The 24,215-nt window shown below is 70.2% G+C and carries 18 protein-coding genes; 8 read left to right on the forward strand and 10 right to left on the reverse strand.

Going from position 1 to position 24,215, the window contains the following annotated elements; genetic code table 11:
• Nucleotides 1-242 precede the first annotated feature (242 nt).
• The 3 genes from OG975_RS36235 to OG975_RS36245 form a co-directional block, all read right to left on the reverse strand.
• Entirely contained in the window at nt 243-614 is a 372-nt protein-coding gene (locus OG975_RS36235) for an NTP pyrophosphohydrolase (protein WP_406333589.1), read from the reverse strand.
• Between the two features lie 19 nt (nt 615-633).
• Entirely contained in the window at nt 634-2,091 is a 1,458-nt protein-coding gene (locus OG975_RS36240; RefSeq protein ID WP_406333590.1) for an FG-GAP-like repeat-containing protein, read from the reverse strand.
• Between the two features lie 100 nt (nt 2,092-2,191).
• A complete protein-coding gene (locus OG975_RS36245; protein ID WP_406333591.1) occupies nt 2,192-3,175 on the reverse strand; it encodes a hypothetical protein in 984 nt (327 codons plus the stop codon).
• Nucleotides 3,176-3,508: 333 nt separating this feature from the next.
• Between OG975_RS36245 and OG975_RS36250 the strand changes: the two genes are divergently transcribed.
• From OG975_RS36250 to OG975_RS36270, 5 genes are read left to right on the forward strand one after another with little or no spacing between them, the layout of a single operon-like run.
• Nucleotides 3,509-5,680, forward strand: coding sequence for a HAMP domain-containing protein (locus tag OG975_RS36250; protein WP_406333592.1), 2,172 nt, complete (start codon nt 3,509-3,511; stop codon nt 5,678-5,680).
• Nucleotides 5,681-5,689: 9 nt separating this feature from the next.
• Nucleotides 5,690-7,438, forward strand: a complete 1,749-nt coding sequence (gene pgsB, locus OG975_RS36255; protein WP_406333593.1) for a poly-gamma-glutamate synthase PgsB — start codon at nt 5,690-5,692, stop codon at nt 7,436-7,438.
• Entirely contained in the window at nt 7,435-7,917 is a 483-nt protein-coding gene (locus tag OG975_RS36260; RefSeq protein ID WP_327432493.1) for a poly-gamma-glutamate biosynthesis protein PgsC/CapC, read from the forward strand. The genes pgsB and OG975_RS36260 overlap by 4 nt, the downstream gene beginning before the upstream one ends.
• 18 nt (nt 7,918-7,935) lie before the next feature.
• Nucleotides 7,936-8,997: an NlpC/P60 family protein gene (locus OG975_RS36265; RefSeq protein WP_406333595.1), complete on the forward strand. Its 1,062-nt coding sequence runs from the start codon at nt 7,936-7,938 to the stop codon at nt 8,995-8,997.
• A gap of 53 nt (nt 8,998-9,050) precedes the next feature.
• Nucleotides 9,051-10,067 (forward strand): hypothetical protein, encoded by a 1,017-nt coding sequence (locus OG975_RS36270; protein ID WP_406333596.1) that lies wholly within the window; start codon nt 9,051-9,053, stop codon nt 10,065-10,067.
• Between the two features lie 363 nt (nt 10,068-10,430).
• Here OG975_RS36270 and OG975_RS36275 read toward each other — a convergent pair whose 3' ends face one another.
• The 4 genes from OG975_RS36275 to OG975_RS36290 all read right to left on the reverse strand — a co-directional run bounded on the left by OG975_RS36275 (nt 10,431) and on the right by OG975_RS36290 (nt 17,456).
• Nucleotides 10,431-12,557: a 3-hydroxyacyl-CoA dehydrogenase NAD-binding domain-containing protein gene (locus OG975_RS36275; protein WP_406333598.1), complete on the reverse strand. Its 2,127-nt coding sequence runs from the start codon at nt 12,555-12,557 to the stop codon at nt 10,431-10,433.
• Complete coding sequence (locus OG975_RS36280; RefSeq protein ID WP_327432497.1) at nt 12,554-13,780, reverse strand: acetyl-CoA C-acyltransferase; 1,227 nt, start codon at nt 13,778-13,780, stop codon at nt 12,554-12,556. Before OG975_RS36280 ends, OG975_RS36275 begins: the two co-directional genes overlap by 4 nt.
• 248 nt (nt 13,781-14,028) lie before the next feature.
• On the reverse strand, nt 14,029-15,066 hold the full coding sequence (locus tag OG975_RS36285) for a LacI family DNA-binding transcriptional regulator (protein ID WP_406333600.1): 1,038 nt from the start codon (nt 15,064-15,066) through the stop codon (nt 14,029-14,031).
• Nucleotides 15,063-17,456: a glycoside hydrolase family 2 protein gene (locus OG975_RS36290; RefSeq protein ID WP_406333602.1), complete on the reverse strand. Its 2,394-nt coding sequence runs from the start codon at nt 17,454-17,456 to the stop codon at nt 15,063-15,065. Before OG975_RS36290 ends, OG975_RS36285 begins: the two co-directional genes overlap by 4 nt.
• Before the next feature lie 144 nt (nt 17,457-17,600).
• On the opposite strand from OG975_RS36290, the gene OG975_RS36295 reads away from it, so the two are divergent.
• The 3 genes from OG975_RS36295 to OG975_RS36305 are packed head-to-tail and all read left to right on the forward strand — an operon-like array spanning nt 17,601 to nt 20,706.
• Entirely contained in the window at nt 17,601-18,917 is a 1,317-nt protein-coding gene (locus OG975_RS36295) for an extracellular solute-binding protein (protein WP_406333604.1), read from the forward strand.
• Nucleotides 18,917-19,879 (forward strand): carbohydrate ABC transporter permease, encoded by a 963-nt coding sequence (locus OG975_RS36300; RefSeq protein ID WP_406333606.1) that lies wholly within the window; start codon nt 18,917-18,919, stop codon nt 19,877-19,879. The genes OG975_RS36295 and OG975_RS36300 overlap by 1 nt, the downstream gene beginning before the upstream one ends.
• Nucleotides 19,876-20,706 (forward strand): carbohydrate ABC transporter permease, encoded by an 831-nt coding sequence (locus OG975_RS36305; protein WP_406333608.1) that lies wholly within the window; start codon nt 19,876-19,878, stop codon nt 20,704-20,706. The genes OG975_RS36300 and OG975_RS36305 overlap by 4 nt, the downstream gene beginning before the upstream one ends.
• A gap of 100 nt (nt 20,707-20,806) precedes the next feature.
• Here the strand turns inward: OG975_RS36305 and OG975_RS36310 are convergent, their stop codons facing one another.
• The 3 genes from OG975_RS36310 to OG975_RS36320 all read right to left on the reverse strand — a co-directional run bounded on the left by OG975_RS36310 (nt 20,807) and on the right by OG975_RS36320 (nt 23,944).
• A complete protein-coding gene (locus OG975_RS36310; protein ID WP_406333610.1) occupies nt 20,807-22,093 on the reverse strand; it encodes an HRDC domain-containing protein in 1,287 nt (428 codons plus the stop codon).
• 201 nt (nt 22,094-22,294) lie between these two features.
• A complete protein-coding gene (locus OG975_RS36315) occupies nt 22,295-22,957 on the reverse strand; it encodes a response regulator transcription factor (RefSeq protein WP_019073943.1) in 663 nt (220 codons plus the stop codon).
• A 360-nt stretch (nt 22,958-23,317) separates the two neighbouring features.
• Nucleotides 23,318-23,944 carry a DUF3000 domain-containing protein gene (locus OG975_RS36320; protein WP_406333612.1) on the reverse strand — a complete coding sequence of 209 codons (627 nt, stop codon included), beginning with the start codon at nt 23,942-23,944 and terminating at the stop codon, nt 23,318-23,320.
• Nucleotides 23,945-24,215: the final 271 nt, after the last annotated feature.

The raw sequence follows: 24,215 nt of genomic DNA on the forward strand, positions 1-24,215 counted from the left end.
CCCCAGACCCCCTGGGTGGTGTGTCGGCTGCCGGCCGGTGGGGGTTGCTCGCGCAGTTCCCCGCGCCCCTGAAAGCGGGGCTGCGCCCCGCAATCCCCCGCCCGCCCCGGGTTGTTTTTAGGGACGCGGGGAACTGCGCGACCAGCCCCCACCGGCCCGCGGCCGACGCACAACCTCCGGGGTCGAAGGGGCGGAGCCCCTGGGGATGGGACGGGTAGGGGCGGCGGGGGCGAGGAAACGGCTCACACGTCACCGCGTGCGGCCCGTGGCCCCGTGACCTCCGCCCCCAGCTCACCCACCCGGCCCCGAAGCTCGCGGTCCGCCGTGATGACGAGGACGGAGCGGTCGCCGGCCGAGGCGACGAGTTCCACGATCTTGTCGTCGCCGCTGCGGGGCGCGGCGACGACGCGTACACCCGGGACGGACTCCACACCCTTGGCCGCGCCCTCCACCACGAGGACGAGCTCAACGGGGGAGGAGCGCCCGGGAAGACCGTCCCGGGCGAGCCGGTCACGGAGGCGCTCCGCGGCTCCACGCCGGTCCCGCCACCAACCGTCGGGCACGGAACCGACAACATTCGCACCGTCGACGATCACGAGCAAGGGGCCGGCCATGGCCCAAGAATCGCACGGCTCAGCGGCTGAAGTCCTCGCCGAAGTGAGCGGCACCGGACGGCCCGGAGAGCGCGGCGAGGTTGAAGCTGGTGCTGCCCGTTCCGGTGACGCCCCCGGCGGTGGCCGGCAGCCGCCAGACGCGACCCTTCCAGCCGTCCTCGCCGTTCCCGCCGACCAGCAGCTCACCCGCGGCCACCCGCACCGCCGCACCGAAGTGGTCCAGCACCTCCGACGTACTCGGCACGCCCTTGGTGTTCTGCGTGAGCACCTGCGCCCCCGTGGTGGTGACACCCTGCGGACCGCCACGCAGCACGGTGACCGCTCCCGCCCGGAAGGTGCCCTCGGCGTCGCTGCCGGTCTCGAACGGCGTGCCGATGACCAGGTCCGCGTACCCGTCGCCGTTCGCGTCGCCCAGGTCGACGCTGTCGCCGAACCGGTCGTCCTTCTCGTCGACCCCCGGTACTCCGGCGGTGGCCTGCGTGATGGTCCGTGCCGCCCGGGTCGTGCTGAGGCCCTTCGGGCCGCCGTACGTCACATAGACGGCGCCGCCGGGCGCCGCGGCCGTCCCCGCGTCGCCGTTCCCGCCGACGAAGTCCTGGTAGCCGTCGTGGTCGAGGTCGCCGAACGCGCCCGTGCCGGTCGCCTTGATGGTTCCGGCGTCGGTGAGACCCGCCGCCGAGCCCACGTAGAGGTGCCCGGCCGAAGCGAAGTCCCGCGTGCTGCCGCTGGTCACGATGTCGGCCACGCCGTCACCGGTCATGTCGCCCACGCGTACGGTTCCGGGCGCGTACCCGGCGTCCTTCGTCACGGTGTCGCGGAACCCGATGCGCGCGGGGGTGCCCGTGCGGTCGAACGGGCCGTAGTACACGGCCAGGCCCCACGCGCCGTCCGCCTGGGCGGGCGCGGCCACGTCCGCCGTGCCGTCGCCGTCGATGTCGCCGACGTCCGCCTGGTAGTTGAACAGCCACGGGGAAGCCGCCGTACCCTCGCCGCCCTCTCCCGCGGGCAGTTGGCCGGCGCCGCTCAGCCCGTCCGCGCCGCCCCACAGGACCGTCCAGTGGGAGCCGTAGCGGATGAGGAGGTCGTCGTGGCCGTCGCCGTTCAGATCGCCGTTGCCGCCGAGGTGGCCCCAGCGCCGTTCGGCGGTCGGGTCGCCGGGCACACCGTCGGTCGCCTGCGTGATGATCTGGCGGTGCGTGGTGTCGTATCCGCCGGCGGAGCCGTAGACCACGGTCACCGCCCCGGCCTGCTTGAGCCCGTTGACCGTGGCGGTGGGCGCGGTGATCGCGAGATCGGGCAGACCGTCACCGTTGAAGTCCGAGGTGAGGTCCGACGAGGTGCTGTCGGCGGTGCTCGGAGCGGCGGCCGGAGCGGCGGTCGCGGCGCCGGGAGTCAGCCCGACCACACCGAGAACCGTGGCCGCGGACAGGGCCACGGCTGCGGCGGAACGGGTGTGGGCGCGGGTGCGGGTGGTCATCCAGGTTCCCCCTGCGTCACTTTCGCATCAGTGGACGCTCGCGTTCGAACATCCACTGAACAGACCGCTCGCTGATCAGATGGTTGTACGCCGGACCGGCTCAGGCACGCTTCGTCCAGCGTGCGGTGACCGTGTCCACGGCGGCCGCCGCTTCGGCGAGGCGCCGGTCGTCCGCGCGCACGGAGCGGGCGAACTCGATGTGCAGGAACGGCACGTGCTCCGCGGCGGCCTTGCGGCCCTGGACGTTGTCGTGGCCCTCCAGCGGGCAGGAACGGACCCAGCCCCGGCACACCGAGAAGTCCCGCGCGCCGAGCTCGGTGGCGAGCCGGCGGCCGTCGGCGTGGCCCTCCGTGCCCTTTCCGGTGGAGGCGACGACATCGTGGCCGGGGACGGAGTCGTCGGCGAAGCCGTGCAGCTGGATGCCGGGCAGGCCCCGCTCCACCAACTCGTCGCACACGGCGTCGAAGACCGAGTCGCGGCGGTGCGCCATGTCGGCGGCGTCGCCCTCCCCGGCCCTGCGGTGCGCGCCCGCGAGCACCAGCACCCCGCCGGGCGAGCCGAGCAGCACCCGGGCGCCGAGCCGTTCGGTCTCCGCGTCGGCGACGGGGTGCGGCACCTGCACCGACCAGCGGACCGGGGCGGACAGGTCGATGTAGACACGGCCCCAGCCGCGCGGCGCGGTGCTCGCCTCCGTGCGGTCGGACAGCTCCGCGTACCGGCGTCCTGTGGTGGAGTCCGTGAGCGTACGCAGCTGGAAGTCGATGTCGGAGAGCAGTGTGCGGGCACGGTCGGGGTGGCCGTCGAGGATCTGGCCCACGGCGTCGGCGACCGCCTGGCGTTCGGAGCGGTGCGGCTCGCGGTACCCGGTGTCGGGGCCGAACCCGGCGGTGTAGTCGGTGATCCGCCGTTCCAGGCGGACGCCCGCGGGAGTGGTGGCGCCGGTCCGGTCCGGGGACGGGTCGTCCCCGCGCGCCTGGTTCGCGCGGCCGAATCCGTACGCGACGAGCCCGGCCGCGAGCACGCCGAGCACCACGACCGCCGCCGCCAGGCTGATCGACTTCGCGCTGTTCACGTTCACTCTCATGGCCGCACCCAAGATAGTCACAGGGCAAGCACAGGGATCACGAGGGCCCGCGTGGAGGGCCGAATGCGGTGGGCTGGGGTGAAGCATGGGAGGCAAAGACTCCGTATGCCCAGATGTGATCGATGTCAATCAGAGTTTCCTCAATGTTTCCTGAGCGTGTGCAACCCTTTTCTTAATTAAACGGTCTGAACTGACCGAGTCGCACTCTTGTGCGCTCTGGGGTGCGATGTGTCTCCCGTGGCACGCGCGCACCACCTGTAACTGCATGAGAGGAGCCCCCCGTTGGCCGCTGCGCGTCCGAAGCGGCGACACAAGGTCCGCCGAAGGGCTGACATGTCCCTGATTGGCGGGATACGTCCACCCATAGCTGTCTTGTCCGTTCTGCTCCTCACGCTCGCGGGCATCACCGCGCTCACCCTCGGCAAGCCGGACAACGTCCTTGTCCCGAAGGCCGTCCTGACCTCACAGCAGTACATCGCCGAAGACGGCGCCGTCGCCCTGCGGACCTCGCTCGACGAGTCGATCAGCGACCTGACCAACACGGCCACCCTCTTCAACGAGGGGCAGCCCGTCTCCGCGGACACCGTCCTGGACAAGGTCGGCGACGTCTACCAGAAGTGGCGCGGCACCGCCGTCGTCGAGATCAAGTCGGGCGACCTGCTTGCCGCCCGCGGTGAGAGCGTGCCGCTCTCCGCGATCGACCGGAGCAAGCTCTCCGCCAAGGACGGCCTTGCCCCGCGCATGGTGCGCATGGACAACGGCCAGACCCGCCTGGTCATCCTCGCCCTGCTCTCCTGGAAGGGACAGCCGCAGCAGCTCCTGGTCGCCTCCAGCAGCCTGACCTTCCCCGGCGTGAGCCTCTCCGGCGGACGCGCCATCGGCGTCGTCGATTCCACCGGGCGGCTGCTCAGCAGCCACGGCAACCTCGACGCCAAGCGCGCCCAGCAGCAGCTGAAGTCCTTCGCCGGCGTCGCCGCCAAGAAGGGCAGGCAGAATCCGATCACCTCGAAGAAGCCCGGCTCGGGCGGCTACACCGGCGTCAGCGGCCATCTGACCGGAGACGCGGCCAAGAGCCTGCGCACCGTCGGGGGATACGCCACGCTCGCCGCGCCCGTCGCCGGCGAGTCCACCGTGGCCAGCGGCCTCGGCCTCACCGTCGTCACCCAGGTCGACGTCAAGGAACGCACCTCACAGCTGACCCGGCCGGCCTTCGGCATCGCGGCCGCCGGTGCCCTGCTGCTCATCGGCGGACTCGCCGTCATGCTGCTGGTCGGCACCGTGCAGCGCCCGCTGATCCGGCTGTTCCTGGAGAGCCGCCGCCTCACCCGCGGCGACCTGGCGCGCCCGGTGACCGTCCCGAAGGCCGGGGAGGCCGCCCGGGTCGGGGCCGCCCTGGAGCGGCTCCGCCAGCAGTTGCGGGGCGCCCCCGTCGACGCGGACGGCCCCGCGCCCCGCAAGGGCCTGGGCGCCCGCGCCCTGCTCGCCGTCTGTGCGGTCCTGCTGCTCGTCTGGTCCGCGCCGCTGATGCTGGTGCTCAACCGCGCCGACAGCTCCGTACGCGTACCGAACCAGATCGTCCGGGACCAGAAGTCGCGCACCGCCACCGTCAGCGACCGGGTGCGCCGCGCCCTCAACGAAGGCCACGCGGACCTCTCCGCCGTCGCCGCGCTGATCGGCGACCGCACTTCGGCCGACGACATGCGCACCGTCCTGGAGCGCACCCTGGAGGACCACCAGCGCTACCAGTCGCTGTACGTCCTCGGCGCCGACGGCAAGATCCTCGCCCAGGCCGGCCACACCCCCCACCACACGGCCGGCAAGGGCCCCTCCTCGAAGTCCCTCGAAGTGACCGGCGAGGGCGGCAAGAAGCCCGTCATCACCGCCACCGCCGAGGCACCCGGACGCGACGGGGCCGCAGTGGTCGGCGAGTTCCGCATCGAGTTCCTGAACGCGCTGCTCAGCCGCCAGGGCATGGGCGACGTACGGGTCCTCGACGCCGAGAACCGTGTCATCGGCGGCGACTCCGGCTACCTCGCCTTCCAGAAGGCGCCCTCCCACCTCACCGCGCTGCTCGGCAAGAAGGACGCGTACGCCACCGTCCAGCGGGGCGGTACCGTCCGCGTCGCCGCCGTGGCGCCCTTCACCGGCGGCGGCGAGGCCAAGGTCCTGCAGTGGAAGGTCGTGAGCTGGCAGCCCGCGTCGGGGCTCGCCATCCCCGAGTACAGCCTCCAGAACCGCACGGTCCTCGCCGGACTGCTCGGGCTGACCGCCGCCGCGGCCTGCCTGGGCTGGCTGCACATCGTCGTCGTACGCCCGCTGCGTGAACTGGCCCGCCAGGCCGAGACGCTCGCGGGCGGCGACCGCAAGACCGTGCTCTACCCACGCCACCACGACGAGGTCGGCGCCGTCGCCCGCAGCCTGGAGCTGATCAGACAGCAGCTCCAGGGGCAGCGGCGCGGACGCGACGGCGGGACACGCACCCCCGCCGGAGTCGGAAGGAACTAGGACCACACTGTGCTTTTCCTCTACACCGTGCTCGTGGTGTGCGGAACCATCCTGCTGATCGCCGGAATCGTCGAACAGCGGCGCCACTTCGTGAACCTCGACCACATCCCCTCCCGCGTGCTCGTCAACGGCATCCGCGGCAAGTCGTCCATCACGCGCCTGTGCGCGGGCGCCCTGCGCGGCGGCGGGCTGACGACGGTGGCCAAGACCACCGGCACCGCGGCCCGGTTCATCCACCCCGACGCCACGGAGGAGCCGGTCTACCGCAAGTTCGGCATCGCCAACGTCGTCGAGCAGATCGGCATCGTGCGGCGCGCGGCTGCATACAATCCGGACGCCCTCGTCATCGAGTGCATGGCCGTCATGCCGGCCCTCCAGGAGATCAACCAGTCCAAGCTGATCCGCTCCACGATCGGCGTGCTGTGCAACGTCCGTGAGGACCACCTCGCCGAGATGGGCCCCACCCTCGACGACGTGGCACGCTCGCTGTGCCGGTCCATGCCCGAGGGCGGCATCTGCGTCACCGCCGAGAAGGACCGCTTCCACATCCTTCAGGAGGAGGCGGACGCCCGGGACTGCAAGCTGATCTACGCCGACCCGGAGATCGTCAGCGACGAGGAGCTGCGCGGCTTCAGCTGGTTCACCTTCAAGGAGAACGTCGCCATCGCGCTGACCGTCGCCGACCTCCTCGGCGTCGACCGGCACACCGCCCTCCAGGGCATGTACGACGCCCCGCCGGACCCCGGTGTCCTCTCCGTCGAGCGGTACCTCACCCACGACGACAAGAAGCTGCGCTTCGCCAACGTCTTCGCGGCCAACGACCCCGAGTCGACGCTGATGAACATCAACCAGCTGCTCGACCTCGGCGCCATCAACCGTCCGCTGAACGTCGTCATCAACTGCCGTCCCGACCGCGTCGAACGCAACGGCCAGATGGGCGAGATCATCCCCGAGCTCGACCCCGAGCAGGTCTTCGTGATCGGCCACCCGGCCAAGTCCGCCATCGACGCGATCCCGGCCGCCTTCCGCGACCGCGCCGTCGACCTCGGCGGCGACCGGCGCGACCCCGAGGAGTTCATGGCGCAGCTCCTCGGCCGCCTCGGCCCCGACTCCTCACTCGTCGCCATCGGCAACATCCACGGCCAGGGCGAGGTACTCCTGGAGCACCTGGCCGAACTCCCGGCCGACGAGAGCCCCGACGACGCGCCGACCCGGCCCGCCGGTACCGGTGCCGCACCGGCGCCGGTCCAGCAGCCGCAGCAGCCGCAGCACGTCGAGACGGTGCAGTTGTACGCGCCGCACCTCGACCCGTACCAGCCGTACCCGGAGGCGTACGAGGCCCGGTACACGCCGCACGACGGCATCCATGTCCCGACGCAGCGCGACGCGGAGCGGCCGTACCCGCAGCCGCAGCCGCAGCCGCAGTCGCCCGAGCCGTACGCCCCCCAGCAACACACGCGGCCCCAGCAGGGCGGGCACCCCCGAGAGCCCTGGCCGACCGCCGTCCAGGCGCCGGCCGCACCCCAGCAGTACCAGGGGGAACCCCAGCAGTACCGGGGGGAGCCTCAGCAGTTCCAGGCAGCACCCCAGCAGCACCGGGAACCCCGACCGCGGCACCCCGAACTCCCGCAGCACCCCGAACCGCCGCAGCACCGCGAACCCCCGCAGTCCCGTGGCCTGTTCGAGCCCCGCATCCCGCCCGCGTCCCCCGCCGACGACTCTGAGCAGTGGCAGAACCCAGGAGAGCAGCACCGTTGATCCCCTCCGTCCTCACCCCCGAGATCGCCGCGATCGGCATCGCCATCGGGCTGCTCTTCTCGCTGGTCTGCTACCTCACGACCAACCTCTCGCCCGGCGGCATGATCACCCCGGGCTGGCTGGCGCTGACCCTCGTCGAGGACCTCCAGCGCGCCGCGATGGTGGTCGGCGTCACCGTGCTGACGTACGTGGGCACGCTGCTGATGCAGAAGTTCGTGATCCTGTACGGCAAGCGGCTGTTCGCCGCGGTCGTGCTGCTCGGCGTGACGCTCCAGGCGACGGTGATGATCGTCCTGTCGCTGGAGTTCCCGCTGATGTACGCGAACCAGACCCTCGGCTTCATCGTGCCCGGCCTGATCGCCTACCAGCTCGTCCGCCAGCCCAAGGGTCCCACCCTGCTGGCCACCGGCTCGGTGACGCTCATGGCCTATGTCGTCCTCACCGCCGGAATCCTCCTCGGCGTCATGCCGTCCGCCTGACCACCGGAGTCGACTCACATGCCCCCCAAGAAGAAACGTCCCGTAGTCCACGCCGTGACCGTGCTCGCGCTGCTCGGCGCCAGCGGCTACCTCACGGTGGAACTGCGCAAGGACGAGCAGGCCAAGGCGCCTTCGGTGCAGGCCGTCACGGACGAGCCGAACCTGGAGTCCAACACCGGACAGCAGGGCGGAAAGCAGAGCTGGGAGCGCCTGAAGAACCCCGAGCGCACGGTGCTGCGCGGCGCCAAGGGCCAGGTCCTCGCCACCTTCACGGACAACGCCCGCACCGCCACCCTGCGCGGCCCCTCCCGCACCTTCAGCGAGCCCGCCAGCACGAAGTCCAAGGTGGTGACGGAGGACTGGGTGCGGCTGATGCCCGAGCCGTGGACCAAGGGCGCCGAGAAGGAGAAGTGGTTCAAGGACTGGTTCAAGCAGAACTACGGGAGCCAGGAGGACGACATCTTCGCGTACGCCTTCCAGTACGTGCAGGGCGCTCCGGTCAAGAAGGACGACGAAGGCACCCCGTACGCGGGCGACGCGGTGTTCGGCCCGTTCAAGGCGGACGGCGTCGACCGTCTGGAGCAGAACGACTTCTACGACTACCTCGGCATCTCGTACACCTTCCGCAGCGGCACCACCATGCCGGCGCGCAAGGAGCGCTACCGGGCCCTGGACTGCTCCGGATTCATGCGGATGATCTGGGGCTACCGCGCCCGCTATCCGCTGATGGCCACGAACACCCTGGGCGACGGCCTGCCGCGCACCGCCGACGGCATGGCCCGCTCCAAGGTGGGCGTCGACATCATCAAGATGCAGGGCCCCGCCCCCTGGTACACGCGCCCGAAGAACATCGACGTCCTGCAACCCGGCGACCTGCTGTTCTTCAAGATGGACCACCGCACCGGCAACCACATCGACCATGTCGCCCTGTACCTGGGGCTGGACACCGACGGCCACCGCGTCTTCATCTCCAGCCGCAAGGAGGTCAACGGTCCGACCATGGGTGACACGGGCGGCGCCTCGCGCATCGACGGCAACGGCTTCTACGCCGGGCTGTTCCGCAGCGCCAAGCGTCTGTGAGCGGGCCGGGGGTGGGCCTCGGCGACCGGCCCGCCCCCGACTAAAGTGAACCGGTGAACGGCGACTGGCTCATACGCGGCCGCGACGGCAGGCTCTGTGCGTACCTGCTGTCGGAGGCCGCCGTCCGCTGCCGGGCCGAGCGCGGCCCCGGCGGCCCCTGGGATCCTCCGCGCACCGTGGGCGGCGCCCAACGCCTGCATCCCGTACTCGCCGTGGGCCAGGGCCCCGACGGCTACGCCCATCTCGTCTCGTGGCGCCCGACCGTCACCGGCGAATCGGGCCTGGTCCACTCCACGCACTTCCGTCCGCGTCTGGCCGCCCTCGACTGGAATCCGATCGGGCACCCCGACAAGAAGGGCGACCGTACCGGGACGCCCGCCGTCGCGGTCGACGCCGAGGGACGCGCCCATGTCTTCGTGCGCAACAAGGGCGGCGGAGTGAGCATGGTCGCGCAGAAGGCGAAGGGCGGCTGGGATCCCTGGCGCGACCTCAAGGGGCGTGACGTACAAGGGGACTTGGCGGCCGTGACCGGGGAGTCCGGGCGCGTCGAGCTGTACGCGGCCGTCCCGGGCGGCATCCTGCACTGGCGCCAGGCGGAGCCGGGCGCGCAGCCTGTCCTCCAGGAGGCCCTGGAGACCCCGGTACGCCCGGGCACTCTCCGCGCCCTCGCCACTTCCCCCGACTCCACCACCCTCTTCTTCACCGACGAGACGGGTGACCTCTGCGCCTGGCGCTCCGGCAGCAAGCCGGTGCCCCTGCTGGCCGCCGCCGGGCCCGGTCCCGTCTCGGCCGTTCGCTGCGAACTCGATGGCTACGACTGCACGTTGCTCGCCCAGCGGTCGGCGAGTGGGCGGGTTGCTTTCGCCGCGTATCCGACGGAGCAGGAGTCGGCGGGGGCGTGGTGGGCGGAGTCCGGGCCGCAGCTTCCCGCCGACGCCCAGGTGTCCCTCGCGGAGGACGACACCGGCCGCGTCGTCGCAGCGAGCCTCGCCCCCGAGACCGGCGCCCTCCTCCTCACCCACCGCAAACACGAACCCGGCCTCGCCCTGGAGGCCTGGCGCCCGGCGTAACGCCCGGTTTCCTCGCCCCCGCCGCCCCTACCCGTCCCATCCTCCTGGGGCTCCGCCCCAGACCCCGTGGGTTGTGCTTTGGCTGCGGCCCGGTGGGGGCCGTTCGCGCAGTTCCCCGCGCCCCTTAAGGGGCGCGGGGAACTGCGCAATCTTTTAGGGGAACCCCCACCGACCCGCAGTCGAACGAACCGGGGTGGGCGGGGGATCGCGGGGCGAAGCCCCGCGTCTTCAGGGGCGCGGGGAACTGCGCGACCAGCCCCCACCGGCCCGCAGCCGATGAACTACCCCGGCGGGGGCGAAAAACGCCGGGTGCCCTGCACACCAAGAAGGCGTGCAGGGCACCCGGTGAACCCAGTGGAACGCTTACGCGGGGACGGAAGCCAGGCCCGGCTCCAGGAACCGCTTCCCGTTCACCCGCTCGGAGACGCCCTCACGGTCCAGGTACGGAGTGATACCGCCCAGGTGGAAGGGCCAGCCGGCACCGGTGATCAGGCAGAGGTCGATGTCCTGGGCCTCGGCGACGACACCCTCGTCGAGCATCAGACCGATCTCCTGGGCCACCGCGTCCAGGACGCGGTCACGGACCTGCTCCTCGGTGAGGACGACGTCGCCCTGCTTCAGCAGCGCCGCGACCTCGGGGTCCAGCTCCGGCTTCCCGCTGTCGTACACGTAGAAGCCGCGCTTGCCCGCCTTGACGACGGCCGCGAGGTTCGGGGAGACCGTGAAGCGGTCCGGGAAGGCACGGTTGAGGGTCTCGGAGACGTGCAGACCGATGGCCGGGCCGACCAGTTCGAGGAGCACCAGCGGCGACATCGGCAGACCCAGCGGCTCGACCGCCTTCTCCGCGACCTCGACCGACGTGCCCTCGTCGATGACGTTCTGGATCTCGCCCATGAAGCGGGTGAGGATGCGGTTCACGACGAACGCCGGGGCGTCCTTCACCAGAACCGCCGTCTTCTTCAGCTTCTTGGCGACACCGAACGCCGTGGCGAGAGAGGCGTCGTCCGTCTGCTCGCCGCGCACGATCTCCAGCAGCGGGAGGATCGCGACCGGGTTGAAGAAGTGGAAGCCGACGACCCGCTCGGGGTTCTTCAGCTTCGACGCCATCTCCGTCACCGACAGCGAGGACGTGTTCGTCGCGAGGATCGCGTGCGCCGGGGCGACGGCCTCGACCTCGGCGAACACCTGCTGCTTGACGCCGATCTCCTCGAAGACGGCCTCGATGATGAAGTCGGCGTCGGAGAAGCCCTCGGCCTTGTCCAGCACACCGGTGACCAGCGCCTTGAGGCGGTTGGCCTTGTCCTGGTTGATGCGGGACTTCGACAGCAGCTTGTCGATCTCGGCGTGGACGTAGCCCACACCCTTGTCGACGCGCTCCTGGTCGATGTCCGTGAGGACGACCGGCACTTCGAGGCGGCGCAGGAAGAGCAGGGCGAGCTGCGAGGCCATCAGGCCCGCGCCCACGACGCCCACCTTGGTGACCGGACGCGCGAGGGACTTGTCCGGGGCGCCCGCGGGGCGCTTGCCGCGCTTCTGGACCAGGTTGAACGCGTAGATGCCGGAGCGCAGTTCGCCACCCATGATCAGGTCGGCGAGCGCCACGTCCTCGGCGTCGTAACCCTTCTGCAGGTCACCGTCCTTGGACGCCTCGATGATGTCCAGGGCGCGGTACGCGGCCGGAGCCGCCCCGTGCACCTTGCTGTCGGCGATGAAACGGCCGCGCGCGACGGCCTGGTCCCAGGCCTCACCGCGGTCGATCTCGGGGCGCTCGACGGTGACGTCACCCTTGAGGACGGAAGCCGTCCACAGCAGCGACTGCTCCAGGAAGTCCGCGCCCTCGAAGATCGCGTCGGCGATACCGAGGTCGAAGACCTGCTGGCCCTTGAGCTGCTTGTTCTGGTTGAGCGAGTTCTCGATGATCACCGAGACGGCCTTGTCCGCACCGATCAGGTTCGGCAGGATCGTGCAGCCGCCCCATCCGGGGACCAGACCGAGGAAGACCTCGGGGAGGGAGAAGGCGGGCAGCGCCTTGGAGACCGTGCGGTACGCGCAGTGCAGACCGACCTCGACGCCACCGCCCATCGCCGCACCGTTGTAGTACGCGAAGGTCGGGACCGCGAGGCCCGACAGGCGCTTGAAGACCTCGTGGCCGCCCTTGCCGATGGCGAGCGCGTCGTCGTGCTTCTTCAGCAGCTCGACGCCCTTGAGGTCCGCGCCGACCGCGAAGATGAACGGCTTGCCGGTGACGCCGACACCGACGATCTCGCCGGCCGCCGCCTCCTTCTCGACCTGGTCGATGGCGGAGTTCAGATTCGCCAGCGACGCCGGGCCGAAGGTGGTCGGCTTGGTGTGGTCGAAGCCGTTGTCCAGCGTGATGAGCGCGAAGCGCCCGGCGCCGAACGGCAGGTCGAGGTGGCGTACGTTCGCCGAGGTCACGACCTCGTCGGGGAACAGCTCGGCCGCGCCCTTGAGGAGTTCGGTGGTGCTCACTTGTCGCCTCCGGCGTCCTTGTGGTGCGGGTTCTCCCAGATCACCGTGGCGCCCATGCCGAAGCCGACGCACATGGTGGTGAGGCCGTAACGGACCTCCGGCTGCTCCTCGAACTGGCGGGCCAGCTGCGTCATCAGACGGACGCCGGAGGAGGCCAGCGGGTGGCCGTACGCGATGGCGCCGCCGTACTGGTTGACGCGCGCGTCGTCGTCGGCGATGCCGTAGTGGTCGAGGAACGCGAGGACCTGGATGGCGAAGGCCTCGTTGATCTCGAAGAGGTTGATGTCCTCGATGGAGAGACCGGCCTTCGCCAGCGCCTTCTCCGTCGCCGGGATCGGGCCGTAACCCATGACCTCCGGCTCGACGCCCGCGAAGGCGTACGAGACGAGCCGCATCCTGACCGGCAGGTTGTTCTCGCGGGCGAAGTCCTCGGACGCGATGATCGACGCGGTGGCGCCGTCGTTCAGACCGGCCGCGTTACCGGCGGTGACCCGGCCGTGGACGCGGAACGGCGTCTTCAGACCGGCCAGGTTCTCCAGCGTGGTACCCGGGCGCATCGGCTCGTCGGCGGTGACGAGGCCCCAGCCGGTCTCACCGACCTCCGCGTTGGTGTTGCGCACCGAGATCGGCACCAGGTCCTGCTGGATCTTGCCGTTGGCGTACGCCTTGGCGGCCTTCTCCTGCGAGCGCACGGCGTACTCGTCGGCGCGAAGCTTCGTGATGTGCGGGTAGCGGTCGTGCAGGTTCTCGGCGGTCATGCCCATGAACAGGGCGGACTCGTCGACCAGCTTCTCGCTGACGAACCGCGGGTTCGGGTCCACGCCCTCACCCATGGGGTGGCGACCCATGTGCTCGACACCACCGGCGATGACGGCGTCGTACGCACCGAAGGCGATGGAGCCCGCGGTGGCGGTGACGGCGGTCAGCGCGCCCGCGCACATGCGGTCGATCGAGTAGCCGGGGACCGACTGCGGCAGCCCGGCCAGGATGCCGGCCGTGCGGCCGAGCGTCAGGCCCTGGTCACCGATCTGCGTGGTCGCGGCGATGGCGACCTCGTCGATCTTCTTCGGGTCGAGACCCGGGTTGCGGCGCAGCAGCTCCCGGATCGCCTTCACGACGAGGTCGTCGGCGCGGGTCTCGTGGTAGATGCCCTTCGGGCCCGCCTTGCCGAACGGGGTGCGGACGCCGTCGACGAAGACGACGTCCCTGACGGTACGAGGCACGATGGCTCTCCTCCAGATGCGGGATGGCACTGCTGCGCGACACACGCGACTGAGCGCGCGCTCACCCCCACATGCTACTTACGAGTAACCACCCTGCCCAGTCCCGAGAGCGGGAGCGGCGAAGGTCACATCAAAACCCCCCTGTACGGCAGCGCCCCGTCAGGGGCGCGGGGCTGTGACATATGCGGCTCCGCCGCGTGGGCGCGACAAGCCACAAACGGCCCGCAGACCGCACACGACGTCCCCCGTCACCCCCTGGGCGGCGCAGTAGACCCCCGAGGAGTAAGCACAGGCGTAGCCACAGGATGCGACCCCCCACCCTCCCCAGTGATCACCCCGAACAAGGTCCGAGCCACCTCCGCCCCGAACCCATGCACGTCATGACTCATCGCGGACAACGTCGGATGCGTCAGCCGGCACAACTGCGAGTCGTCCCACGCCAGCAAAGAAACATCCCCCGGCACCGACAACCCCATCTCGGCCGCCACCGACAACCCCGCCACAGCCATGATGTCGTTGTCGTACACAATCGCGCTGGGCCGATCAGAAGCCGCCGCGGTCAACAAGGACCGCGTCGCCCGAGCCCCCGCATCCCCCGAGAAATCCGTCGCCACCTGCCACGCCCCCTCAAGCCCCAGCCCCCGCCCCACCTCGTCGAACGCGGCCGTGCGAATCGACGTATGCCCCAGCGCCGCCGCACCCCCCACCCGGGCGATCCTCCGATGCCCGAGCGCCGCGAGATACCGCACGGCCTCCGTGACGGCGGTCGCGTCATCGGTCCACACGGAGGTGAGGCTGCCGGTGAGCGACGGATGCCCGACCGCGACGACGGGCATGCCCAGGCGCTCCACCGCCGCCACCCGAGGATCGCCGTCCCGGAAGTCGACCAGAATCGACCCGCTGACCTGCTTCCCCTTCCACCACGCGTCCTGGAGCCCGACCTCCTCCTCCAGATTCCGTACGAGCCGCAGCAGCAGCGAGCATGAATGCTCGGTCAGCACGCTCTCCACGCCGGAGATGAACTCCATGTAGAAGGGTTCGAGCCCCAGCAGCTTCGCCGGCCGGCAGATCGCGAGTCCGACCACGTCCACCCGCTGGTTCGACAGCGACCGCGCGGCGAGGTTCGGCGCCCAGCCCAGCTCACGGGCCGCCTCGAAGATCCGGTCCCGGGTGGCGTCGGAGAGCCCCGGCTTGTGGTTGAAGGCGAGCGACACCGCTCCCTTGGACACCCCGGCGCGCGCGGCGACGTCCTTGATGGTCACGCGGGGGGTCGGCGCTGTCGTCATCGGGTCGGCTCCACGCAGTACAGGGCGGACCGGGCGGTGGCCGCGTCAGGAGTCTCCCAGCCGCGTACGCCCATGGTGACCTGTTCGCCGGGGAGCAGGGTGATCAGCCCGGTGTCGGTCTCGGCGCCGGGGTCGAGCCGGTCGGCCTGCAACAGCAGATCCCGTACGAGGGTGTGGGCCGTCACGGTCACCGCGCCCGGCGCGACCGTCACGTCGAACTCCGGTTTCGGGTAAGGGACTTCGCGGTCCGGCACGGGGAAGTGCAGCGCGCGCAGCCCGTCCGTGTCCGCCACGAGGAACTCCTTGGGCCCCACGGGCTCCAGCTCTCGCTCCACGCGGACCTCGGCGACCGTACGCGCGGCGGCCGACAGCCCGACGCTCGCCTCGGCCACGACGGCTCCGTCGACGGACATCCGCCGCAGCACGAGCGACGGCGTCCACGCGTCCGCCGCCTGGTTCACGGCGGCCAACACCAGCCCCCCGCCCCGGGGTTGCAGCGTCAGCAGCCGGTCGGCGTACAGCCGGCGCAGCTCGTGGTAGAGCGGCTTGGTCCGCCCGTCCCCGTCGATCGCGGACCAGGACGTCACCGGCCAGCAGTCGTTGAGCTGCCAGACGATCGTGCCCGCGCACACCGGCCAGTGCGAGCGCCAGTGCTCGATCCCGGCGGCGACTGCGCGGGCCTGGTTGACCTGGGTGAGGTAGTGCCACCGGTCGAAGTCGCCTGCCGAGAAGCCCCCTTGGGGAGCGGGGAAGTGCCGGGCGAGTCCGCGCTCCAGCTTGCCGTTCCCGTCGTCAGCCTTCTGGTGGTGCAGCATGCCGGGGGAGTCGGGGGCGAGCGTCTCGCCGGGCAGCGCGCGCCGCAGTGTCGCGTACGCGGGTGGTGCCTGCCAGCCGAACTCGGCCACGAAACGGGGGACTTGGAGCCGGTAGCCGGCGTAGTCGTCGCGGTTCCAGACCTCCCAGGAGTGGTGAGTCCCGTGCGCCGGGTCGTTCGGGTGGTGGTCCCAGGAACCGGACCAGGGGCTGCCCGCCGTGTACGGCCGCGTCGGATCCAACTCGGCGACCACACGCGGCAGTAGCCCCAGGTAGTACCCCTCACCCCACGAGTCCCCGGCCAGCCGCCGCTCCCAGCCCCAGTCCCGGAAGCCCCACAGGTTCTCGTTGTTGCCGTTCCACAGCACGAGCGAGGGGTGCGGCATCAGCCGTACGACGTTCTCGCGCGCCTCGGCCTCCACCTCGCCGCGCAACGGCTGCTCCTCCGGATAGGCAGCGCAGGCGAAGGGAAAGTCCTGCCAGACCATCAGCCCCAGTTCGTCACAGGCGTCGTAGAAGTCCTCGCTCTCGTAGATTCCGCCGCCCCAGATCCGTACGAGATCGACGCCCGCGCCGGCCGCCCGCGTGAGCCGTTCGCGATACCGCTCGCGGGTGATGCGGGACGGAAAGACGTCGTCCGGGATCCAGTTGACGCCCCGTGCGAACAGCCGCTCACCGTTCACGACGAAGGTGAAGCCGGTGCCGTGGTCATCGGCCGACGTGTCCAGCTCGACGGTCCGGAAGCCGATCCGGCGCCGCCAGACATCGAGCGGACCGTGTGCGTCGGAGAGCGTCAACTCGGCGTCGTACAGCGGCTGTTCGCCGTATCCGCGCGGCCACCACAGCTCGGCGTCCGGGACTTCGAGGCGTACGACCCCGCTGGTCCCGTCGACCGCCGCGCTCGCGCGCACCCCGCCGACCCGGGCCTCCACGGTGAGGCCGGCCTCGACCCTGGTCCGCTCGACCTCGACGGCCAACTCGACCCGCCCCAGCCCGTGTTCGACGGTCACCAGTGGCCGCACGCGCGCGATCCGCGCCGTCGACCAGTGCTCAAGGCGTACCGGACGCCAGATACCGGCCGTCACCAGCGTCGGCCCCCAGTCCCAGCCGAAGGAGCACGCCATCTTCCTGAGGTACTGGAAGGGCTCGGGATACGCGTTCGGCCGCTCGCCGAGCCGGTCCCGCACCGCCTCGGCCGCGGCGTACGCGGAGGTGAAGCGCACCGAGAGCGGGCCCGTCAGGCCGGTGACGTCGAAGCGGTACGAGCGGTGCATGTTCCGTACAGATCCCAGGAGTTGACCGTCCGGACCGCCCAGACGGATCTCGGCGGCGGTGTCCAGACCGTCGAAGACGAGGTCGGTCTGCTCGTGCCCGGAGGAGGCGGGTACGTCGATCTCGTACGTCCAGTCCCGCCGCCCCACCCACGCCACCTCGGTTTCGTTCCGCCCGAGGAACGGGTCCGGAATGACCCCGGCCGCCAGCAGATCCGTGTGCACACAGCCCGGTACCGCGGCCGGAAGTGCGGCTCCCTCGTGCCGCAGGGTCCATCCCTCGGTGAGCGGTGTGACGTCCAGCATGCGCACTCCCTAAACCGGTCGAGTCAGAAGATGCCCAAGGCCGCGAAAGATTTCGAAATCGTTGGCGGAATAAGGACTTTACCGGTTTAGCAACGGCTGTCAGAGTGCCGAATCAGCCAACCGACGTGAACGGAGCTGGTGCAGATGAACCACCGCACGACACTCGCCGGAACACTCCTCGCCGGAGCCCTGTTGGCATCGGGCTGCACCGGGACCGGAGGCTCGTCGCAGGGCGCGGACGCCAAGGCCCCCGACGACCCGAAGACGGTGTCCGGGACCATCAAGGTCCTCACCCAGCGGACCGACCTCGTGCAGGACGGCACGATGAAGAAGTACGCCGCCGCGTTCAACAAGACGTATCCGAAGGTCAAGGTCGAGTTCGAGGCCCTCACGAACTACGAGACCGAGGCCAAGATCCGGATGAACACGGAGAACTACGGCGACGTCCTGCTGATCCCCGCCGTGATCAAGAAGACCGACTACCCGAGGTTCTTCGCCTCCCTCGGCACCCGGGCCGAACGCGCCAAGAAGTACCGGTTCACCGACTTCACCACCGTCGACGGCAAGGTCTACGGGCAGAGCCCGATCGGTGTGACCCCAGGCTTCCTCTACAACAAGAAGGTCTGGCAGCAGGCCGGGGTCACCGGGTGGCCCACCACCCCGGCCGAGTTCCTCACCGACCTCAAGGCCATCAAGTCCCGGACCGACGCGACCCCGTACTACACCAACTTCTCCGCCCAGTGGCCGCTGACCTCGTGGACGGCCGTCAACGGCTCGGTCGGCTGCGACACCGAGGCGACCACCAAGCTGGCCGAAGGCGATCCCTGGGCGAAGGGCGCCGACCTGAGAGTCGGCGACACGCTCCTGTACGACATCGTGCACCAGGGGCTGATCGAGAAGGACCCGACGACCACCAACTGGGAGGCGTCCAAGCCCCGGTTGGCGAAGGGGCAGATCGCCACGGAGTGGCTCGGCACCTGGGCGATCATCCAGTTCCAGGACGCCGCCCGGCAGGCCGGGATCGATCCGGACGACATCGGGTTCATGCCCTTCCCGGCCCAAGTGGGCGGAAAATTCTGCGCGGTGGTCGGCCCGGACTACAACCTGGCCGTCAACGTCCACTCCCCGCACAAGGAAGCGGCTCGCGCCTGGATCGACTGGTTCACCGACAAGTCCGGCTACGACAAGGACAACCTGGCGATCTCACCGCTCAAGGACGCGCCGCTGCCCGACGTCCTGAAGCCGTACGAGGACGAGGGCGTGAAGTTCATCGAGATCTCCGACGCCAAGGGCGCCGAGGTCAAGGCCATCGACGACCAGTCCGAAGTCGGCATCAACAAGCCCGAGTACCGGCAGAACCTCGTCGACCTCGCCCGCGGAGCCAGGAAGGGCAGCCTGGACAGCTTCCTGAGCGACCTCTCCAAGAAGTGGGCCGACGCCCGGAAGACCGTGGGCCCCTGATGACGGACACCACCGAGAAGGCGGCCTCCACGGCCGCGGGGGCGGTCGCTCCGGCCGCCCCCCGACCGGCGCCGCCCCCGCGCACGGCACGGCTGTGGCGGGGCCTCACCCCCTGGCTCTTCCTGATCGCCCCGCTCGCCCTGCTCATCACGTTCACCTACGCGCCGATCGCCAACATGATCGCGTACAGCTTCACCGACTGGGACGGAGTGAGCCCCGAACTGCACTACACCGGGGTCGAGAACTACACCGAGATCTTCACCAGGGAAGACCTCTTCCAGGTGTTCTTCGTCAGCGGCTACTACCTGGCCGCCTCCGTGGTGCAGATCGTGGCCGCGCTCTATTTCGCGACGATCCTCAGCTTCAACATCCGCTTCCGGAACTTCTTCAAGGGCGTGCTCTTCTTCCCGTATCTGATCAACGGGGTGGCGATCGGTTTCGTCTTCCTCTACTTCTTCCAGGACGGCGGCACCCTCGACGCGGTGCTCGGCCTGTTCGGCTACCACTCGGACCACGCCTGGCTCGGCACTCCGACCTCCGCGAACGTCTCCCTCGCCGGCGTCTCGGTGTGGCGCTACATGGGCCTGAACTTCGTCCTGTTCCTGGGCGCGATCCAGTCCATCCCGGGGGAGTTGTACGAGGCCGCCGAACTGGACGGCGCCGGCCGCTGGCACCAGTTCCGGTACATCATCGCGCCCGGCATCAGACCGGTCCTGAGCCTGACCGTGATCCTCTCGATCTCCGGCTCGCTGTCGGTCTTCGAGATCCCCTACATCATGACCGGCGGAGCGACCGGCACCGAGACCTTCGTGATCCAGACGGTCAAGCTGGCCTTCCAGTTCAACAAGACGGGGCTCGCCTCGGCGGCCGCGGTCGTGCTGCTGCTGATCATCCTGGCGGTGACCTGGTTGCAGCGGCGCCTCGTTCCTGACTCCGCCGACAACAGGATGGACCTCGGATGACGCGCCGCGCGCTGGCCCGCACCCTCGTGTACCTGTCGCTGATCCTCGCGGCGGTCGTCGTGCTGCTCCCGCTCGGCGTGGTCGTCCTGACGTCCCTCAAGTCCTCGCGGGAGATGGCGGACGACAGCGGAGCCCTCACGCTCCCCGACAACCTGCTGAACTTCCACAACTACGTGACGGCGTTCCAGGACGGCCGGATGCTCTCGGCGTTCGGCAACACGGCCTTCATCCTGCTCTTCGCCATCGGCGGCACGGTCCTCATCGGCTCGATGACGGCCTACGCCATCGACCGCTTCACCTTCCGCTTCAAGAAGCTGGTGGTGGCCCTGTTCCTGATCGCCGCCCTGGTCCCCGGCGTGACGACCCAGGTGGCGACCTTCCAGATCGTCAACAGCTTCGGCCTCTTCGACACCCGCTGGGCCCCGATCGTGCTCTACATGGGCACCGACATCGTGTCGATCTACATCTTCCTGCAGTTCGTCCGGTCGATCCCGATCTCCCTGGACGAGTCCGCCCGCCTAGACGGCGCCAACACCTTCACGATCTACTGGAAGATCATTCTCCCGCTGCTCAAGCCCGCGATCGCGACCGTCGTGATCGTGAAGGGGATCACCGTCTACAACGACTTCTACATCCCCTTCCTCTACATGCCGTCCGAAGATCTTGGCGTGATCTCGACGTCGCTCTTCCGCTTCAGAGGCCCTTTCGGAGCCCACTGGGAGACGATCTCGGCAGGAGCGGTGCTCGTCATCCTGCCGACCTTGATCGTCTTCCTGTTCCTCCAGAGGTTCATCTACAACGGCTTCATGAGAGGCGCAACGAAGTAACACGCGCCCCGTAAGGGGCGCGGGGCTGTGACATATGCGGCTCTGCCGCGTGGGCGCGACCAGCCACAGACAACCCGCACCCGCCACACGTCAGAACCCGTTATGGCGCCGACGCACCCTTCACAGCCAGCGCAGCAACCAGCACCGGAGCAACCAGCTCGACCTGCCAAGCCCGCGCCCCGTACCCGGCAAGCGCGGCAGCCACGGCCCCCGAGTCCAGCGAACCCGGCGGCTCCCAGCAAACCCTCCGCACCGTGTCCGGAGTGATCAGGTTCTCCTGAGGCATGTTGAGCTCCTCGGCCAGCGCCGACACGGCGGCCCGCGCGGCGGACAGCCGAGCCGCGGCGGCCGGGTCCTTGTCGGCCCAGGCCCGCGGCGGCGGAGGCCCGGTGACGGGCTGCCCCGGCTGCGGCAGCTCGGAGTCCGGCAGCGCCTTCGCGCGATCCACGGCGGCCTGCCACTGCTCCAGCTGCCGCCGCCCCATCCGGTGTCCGAACCCGTTCAGCGCGGCGAGCGCAGCCACGTTGACCGGAAGAGAGAGCGCGGCCTCCACAATGGCCGCGTCCCCGAGCACCTTGCCCGGCGAGATGTCCCGCCGCTGCGCGATCCGGTCCCGGGCCTCCCACAGCTCCCGTACGACCGCCATCTGCCGGCGGCGGCGCACCTTGTGCATCCCGGACGTACGGCGCCAGGGGTCCTTGCGCGGCGGCGCGGGCTCGGCCTGCGCGATCGCGTCGAACTCCTGCCGGGCCCAGTCCAGCTTGCCCTGCCGGTCGAGCTCCTTCTCCAGGGCGTCGCGCAGGTCGACGAGCAGCTCCACGTCGAGCGCGGCATAGCGCAGCCACGGCTCGGGCAGCGGACGCGTCGACCAGTCGACCGCGGAGTGCCCCTTCTCCAGTACGAAGCCGAGCACGCTCTCGACCATCGCGCCGAGGCCCACCCGGGGGAACCCGGCCAGGCGCCCGGCCAGCTCGGTGTCGAAGAGCCGCGTCGGCACCATGCCTATCTCGCGGAGACAGGGCAGGTCCTGGGTGGCGGCGTGCAGCACCCACTCGACTCCGGAGATGGCCTCGCCGAGGCCGGAGAGGTCGGGGCAGGCGACGGGATCGATGAGCGCGGTGCCCGCGCCCTCACGGCGCAGCTGCACCAGATAGGCGCGCTGGCCGTATCGGTACCCGGACGCGCGTTCGGCGTCCACGGCGACGGGGCCGGATCCGGCGGCGAAGGCGGCGATCACCTCGGCGAGCGAGGCTTCGTCGGCGATCACGGGCGGAATGCCGTCTCGGGGCTCAAGCAAAGGGATCGGCGCCGGTTCGACGTCGTCCGGAGGGGCGCCTCCGGTGGTTCGCAGTGAGCTGTCTGCTGCGGTCTCTTGGGCGTCGGTCACCTGTCAAGGGTATCTGTGTATGGACAACGCCCGCCGACGGAACGTTCCGTCGGCGGGCGTCTGAGGGTCGTAAACCAGTCAGGTCAGTGAAAGATCCGGTTCACGGTCGGTGGGGACGGGGTGCGGGGTCGGTGGAATCGGTGGTTTCGACGGGCTCACAGGTCACGGGGCCCGGTTGGTCCAAGTGGACTCGGTGTGGGCTCAGTGGATGATCCCGGTGCGCAGGGCCACCGCCACCATCCCGGCGCGGTCGCCCGTGCCGAGCTTGCGGGCGATGCGGGCGAGGTGGCTCTTGACGGTCAGTGCGGACAGGCCCATGGAGACGCCGATGGCCTTGTTCGACTGGCCCTCCGCGACCAGGCGGAGCACCTCGACCTCACGGCCGGACAGCTCGCGGTAGCCGCCCGGGTGGCTCGGGGCACCCGGGGGGCGGCGGTGCATACGGGCTGCGGCCGAGCCGATGGGCGCGGCGCCCGGCCGGGTGGGGAGGCCGACGTTCGTACGGGTGCCGGTGACGACGTAGCCCTTGACGCCGCCCGCGAGGGCGTTGCGTACGGCACCGATGTCGTCGGCGGCGGAGAGAGCGAGGCCATTGGGCCAGCCGGCGGCTCTGGTCTCGGAAAGGAGGGTGAGGCCGGAACCATCCGGCAGGTGGACATCGGCGACACAGATGTCGCGCGGGTTGCCGATTCGGGGACGGGCCTCCGCGACGGACGACGCCTCGATGACGTCGCGCACTCCGAGCGCCCACAGGTGGCGGGTGACGGTGGAGCGGACCCGGGGGTCGGCCACGACCACCATGGCGGTCGGCTTGTTCGGGCGGTAGGCGACCAGGCTTGCGGGCTGCTCGAGGAGAACGGACACCAGGCCTCCTGGGGTGCGGGACGGTACCGGCTCTGGGGATGAAGCCGGGGACGAACCGTGCTTTCAAGGTCACAGACCTCTTCGGCACCAAACCCGTCCTCCTTTAGAGAATGATCACGATTTGGTGAGTAACAATCCGTGCAATTCGGACACGCGATCGATCATCCGAAGATCGAACCGAGTCGCTCGACGTCGATACGCGGCCGAAAGTGGTCGTATCGACAAAGAACCGGTAAGGACGGGTAATGAGGTGCGCGAGTCGGCGTGCCGGTCGGCCGGTTCGGCGGGACCGTGGGCAGGGCATGGCGGGCCTGCGGAACCAGGGCGGGCCTGCGGAACCAGGCGGAATCGGGCGCGGAATCAGCGCGACTGCGGGCCGCGGCGCTGCGGAAGGGAGACCACCGACGCGTCGCCCGGGTTCACCGGCGGGAGCCCGGCGATCTGGCACAGCAGGTCGCACCATGCCGCGAGGTGCGCGGCGGTGTCCGGAACGCCGCCCAGGCCCTCACGCGGCGTCCACGACGCCCGGATCTCGATCTGGGAGGCGGCCGGGCGCTCCGCGAGGCCGCCGAAGTAGTGCGAGCTCGCGCGCGTGACGGTGCCGCTCGGTTCGCCGTACGACAGACCACGGGTCTGGAGCGCGCCGGTCAGCCATGACCAGCAGACCTCGGGGAGCAGCGGGTCGGCGGCCATCTCCGGCTCAAGCTCCGCGCGGACCAGGGTCACCAGGCGGAAGGAGCCCTGCCAGGCGTCGTGCCCCGCCGGGTCGTGCAGCAGCACGAGACGGCCGTCGGCCAGATCCTCGTCGTCCGCGACGACCGCGGCCTCCAGCGCGTACGCGTACGGGGCCAGGCGCTGCGGCGGGCGCGTCGGGTCGATCTCGATCTCCGGCCGCAGCCGCGCGGCCCTGAGTGCGTCGACGGCGGTCCGGAAGGGCGGTGGAGCCGTCTCCATCGCATTGCGGTCCCCCTCCTTCGAATCGTCCATTCCGCCAGCGCCGTCCGACAGTCGTCCCTGAGCCGCAGCCATGCGGGGAAGATTAAGGGGAACGGAGCCTTTGCGCAGGGAGAGACACCCCTGCCTCCGGCGGTTCGGCGGGAACGGGTTGGTTTCGTCGTGTTCGTGACCGTGACTGTGGGTGGTCGTTCGCGGATCGTCCGGGGGGTTCGGCTCTGTGGCGGGTGCGGGTGGTCTTGGGTTGCTCGCGCCCACGCGGCGGAGCCGCATATGTCACAGCCCCGCGCCCCTTTCGGGGCGC

Source organism: Streptomyces sp. NBC_00203 (assembly GCF_045206325.1).
GTDB classification, from domain to species: domain Bacteria; phylum Actinomycetota; class Actinomycetes; order Streptomycetales; family Streptomycetaceae; genus Streptomyces; species Streptomyces lutosisoli.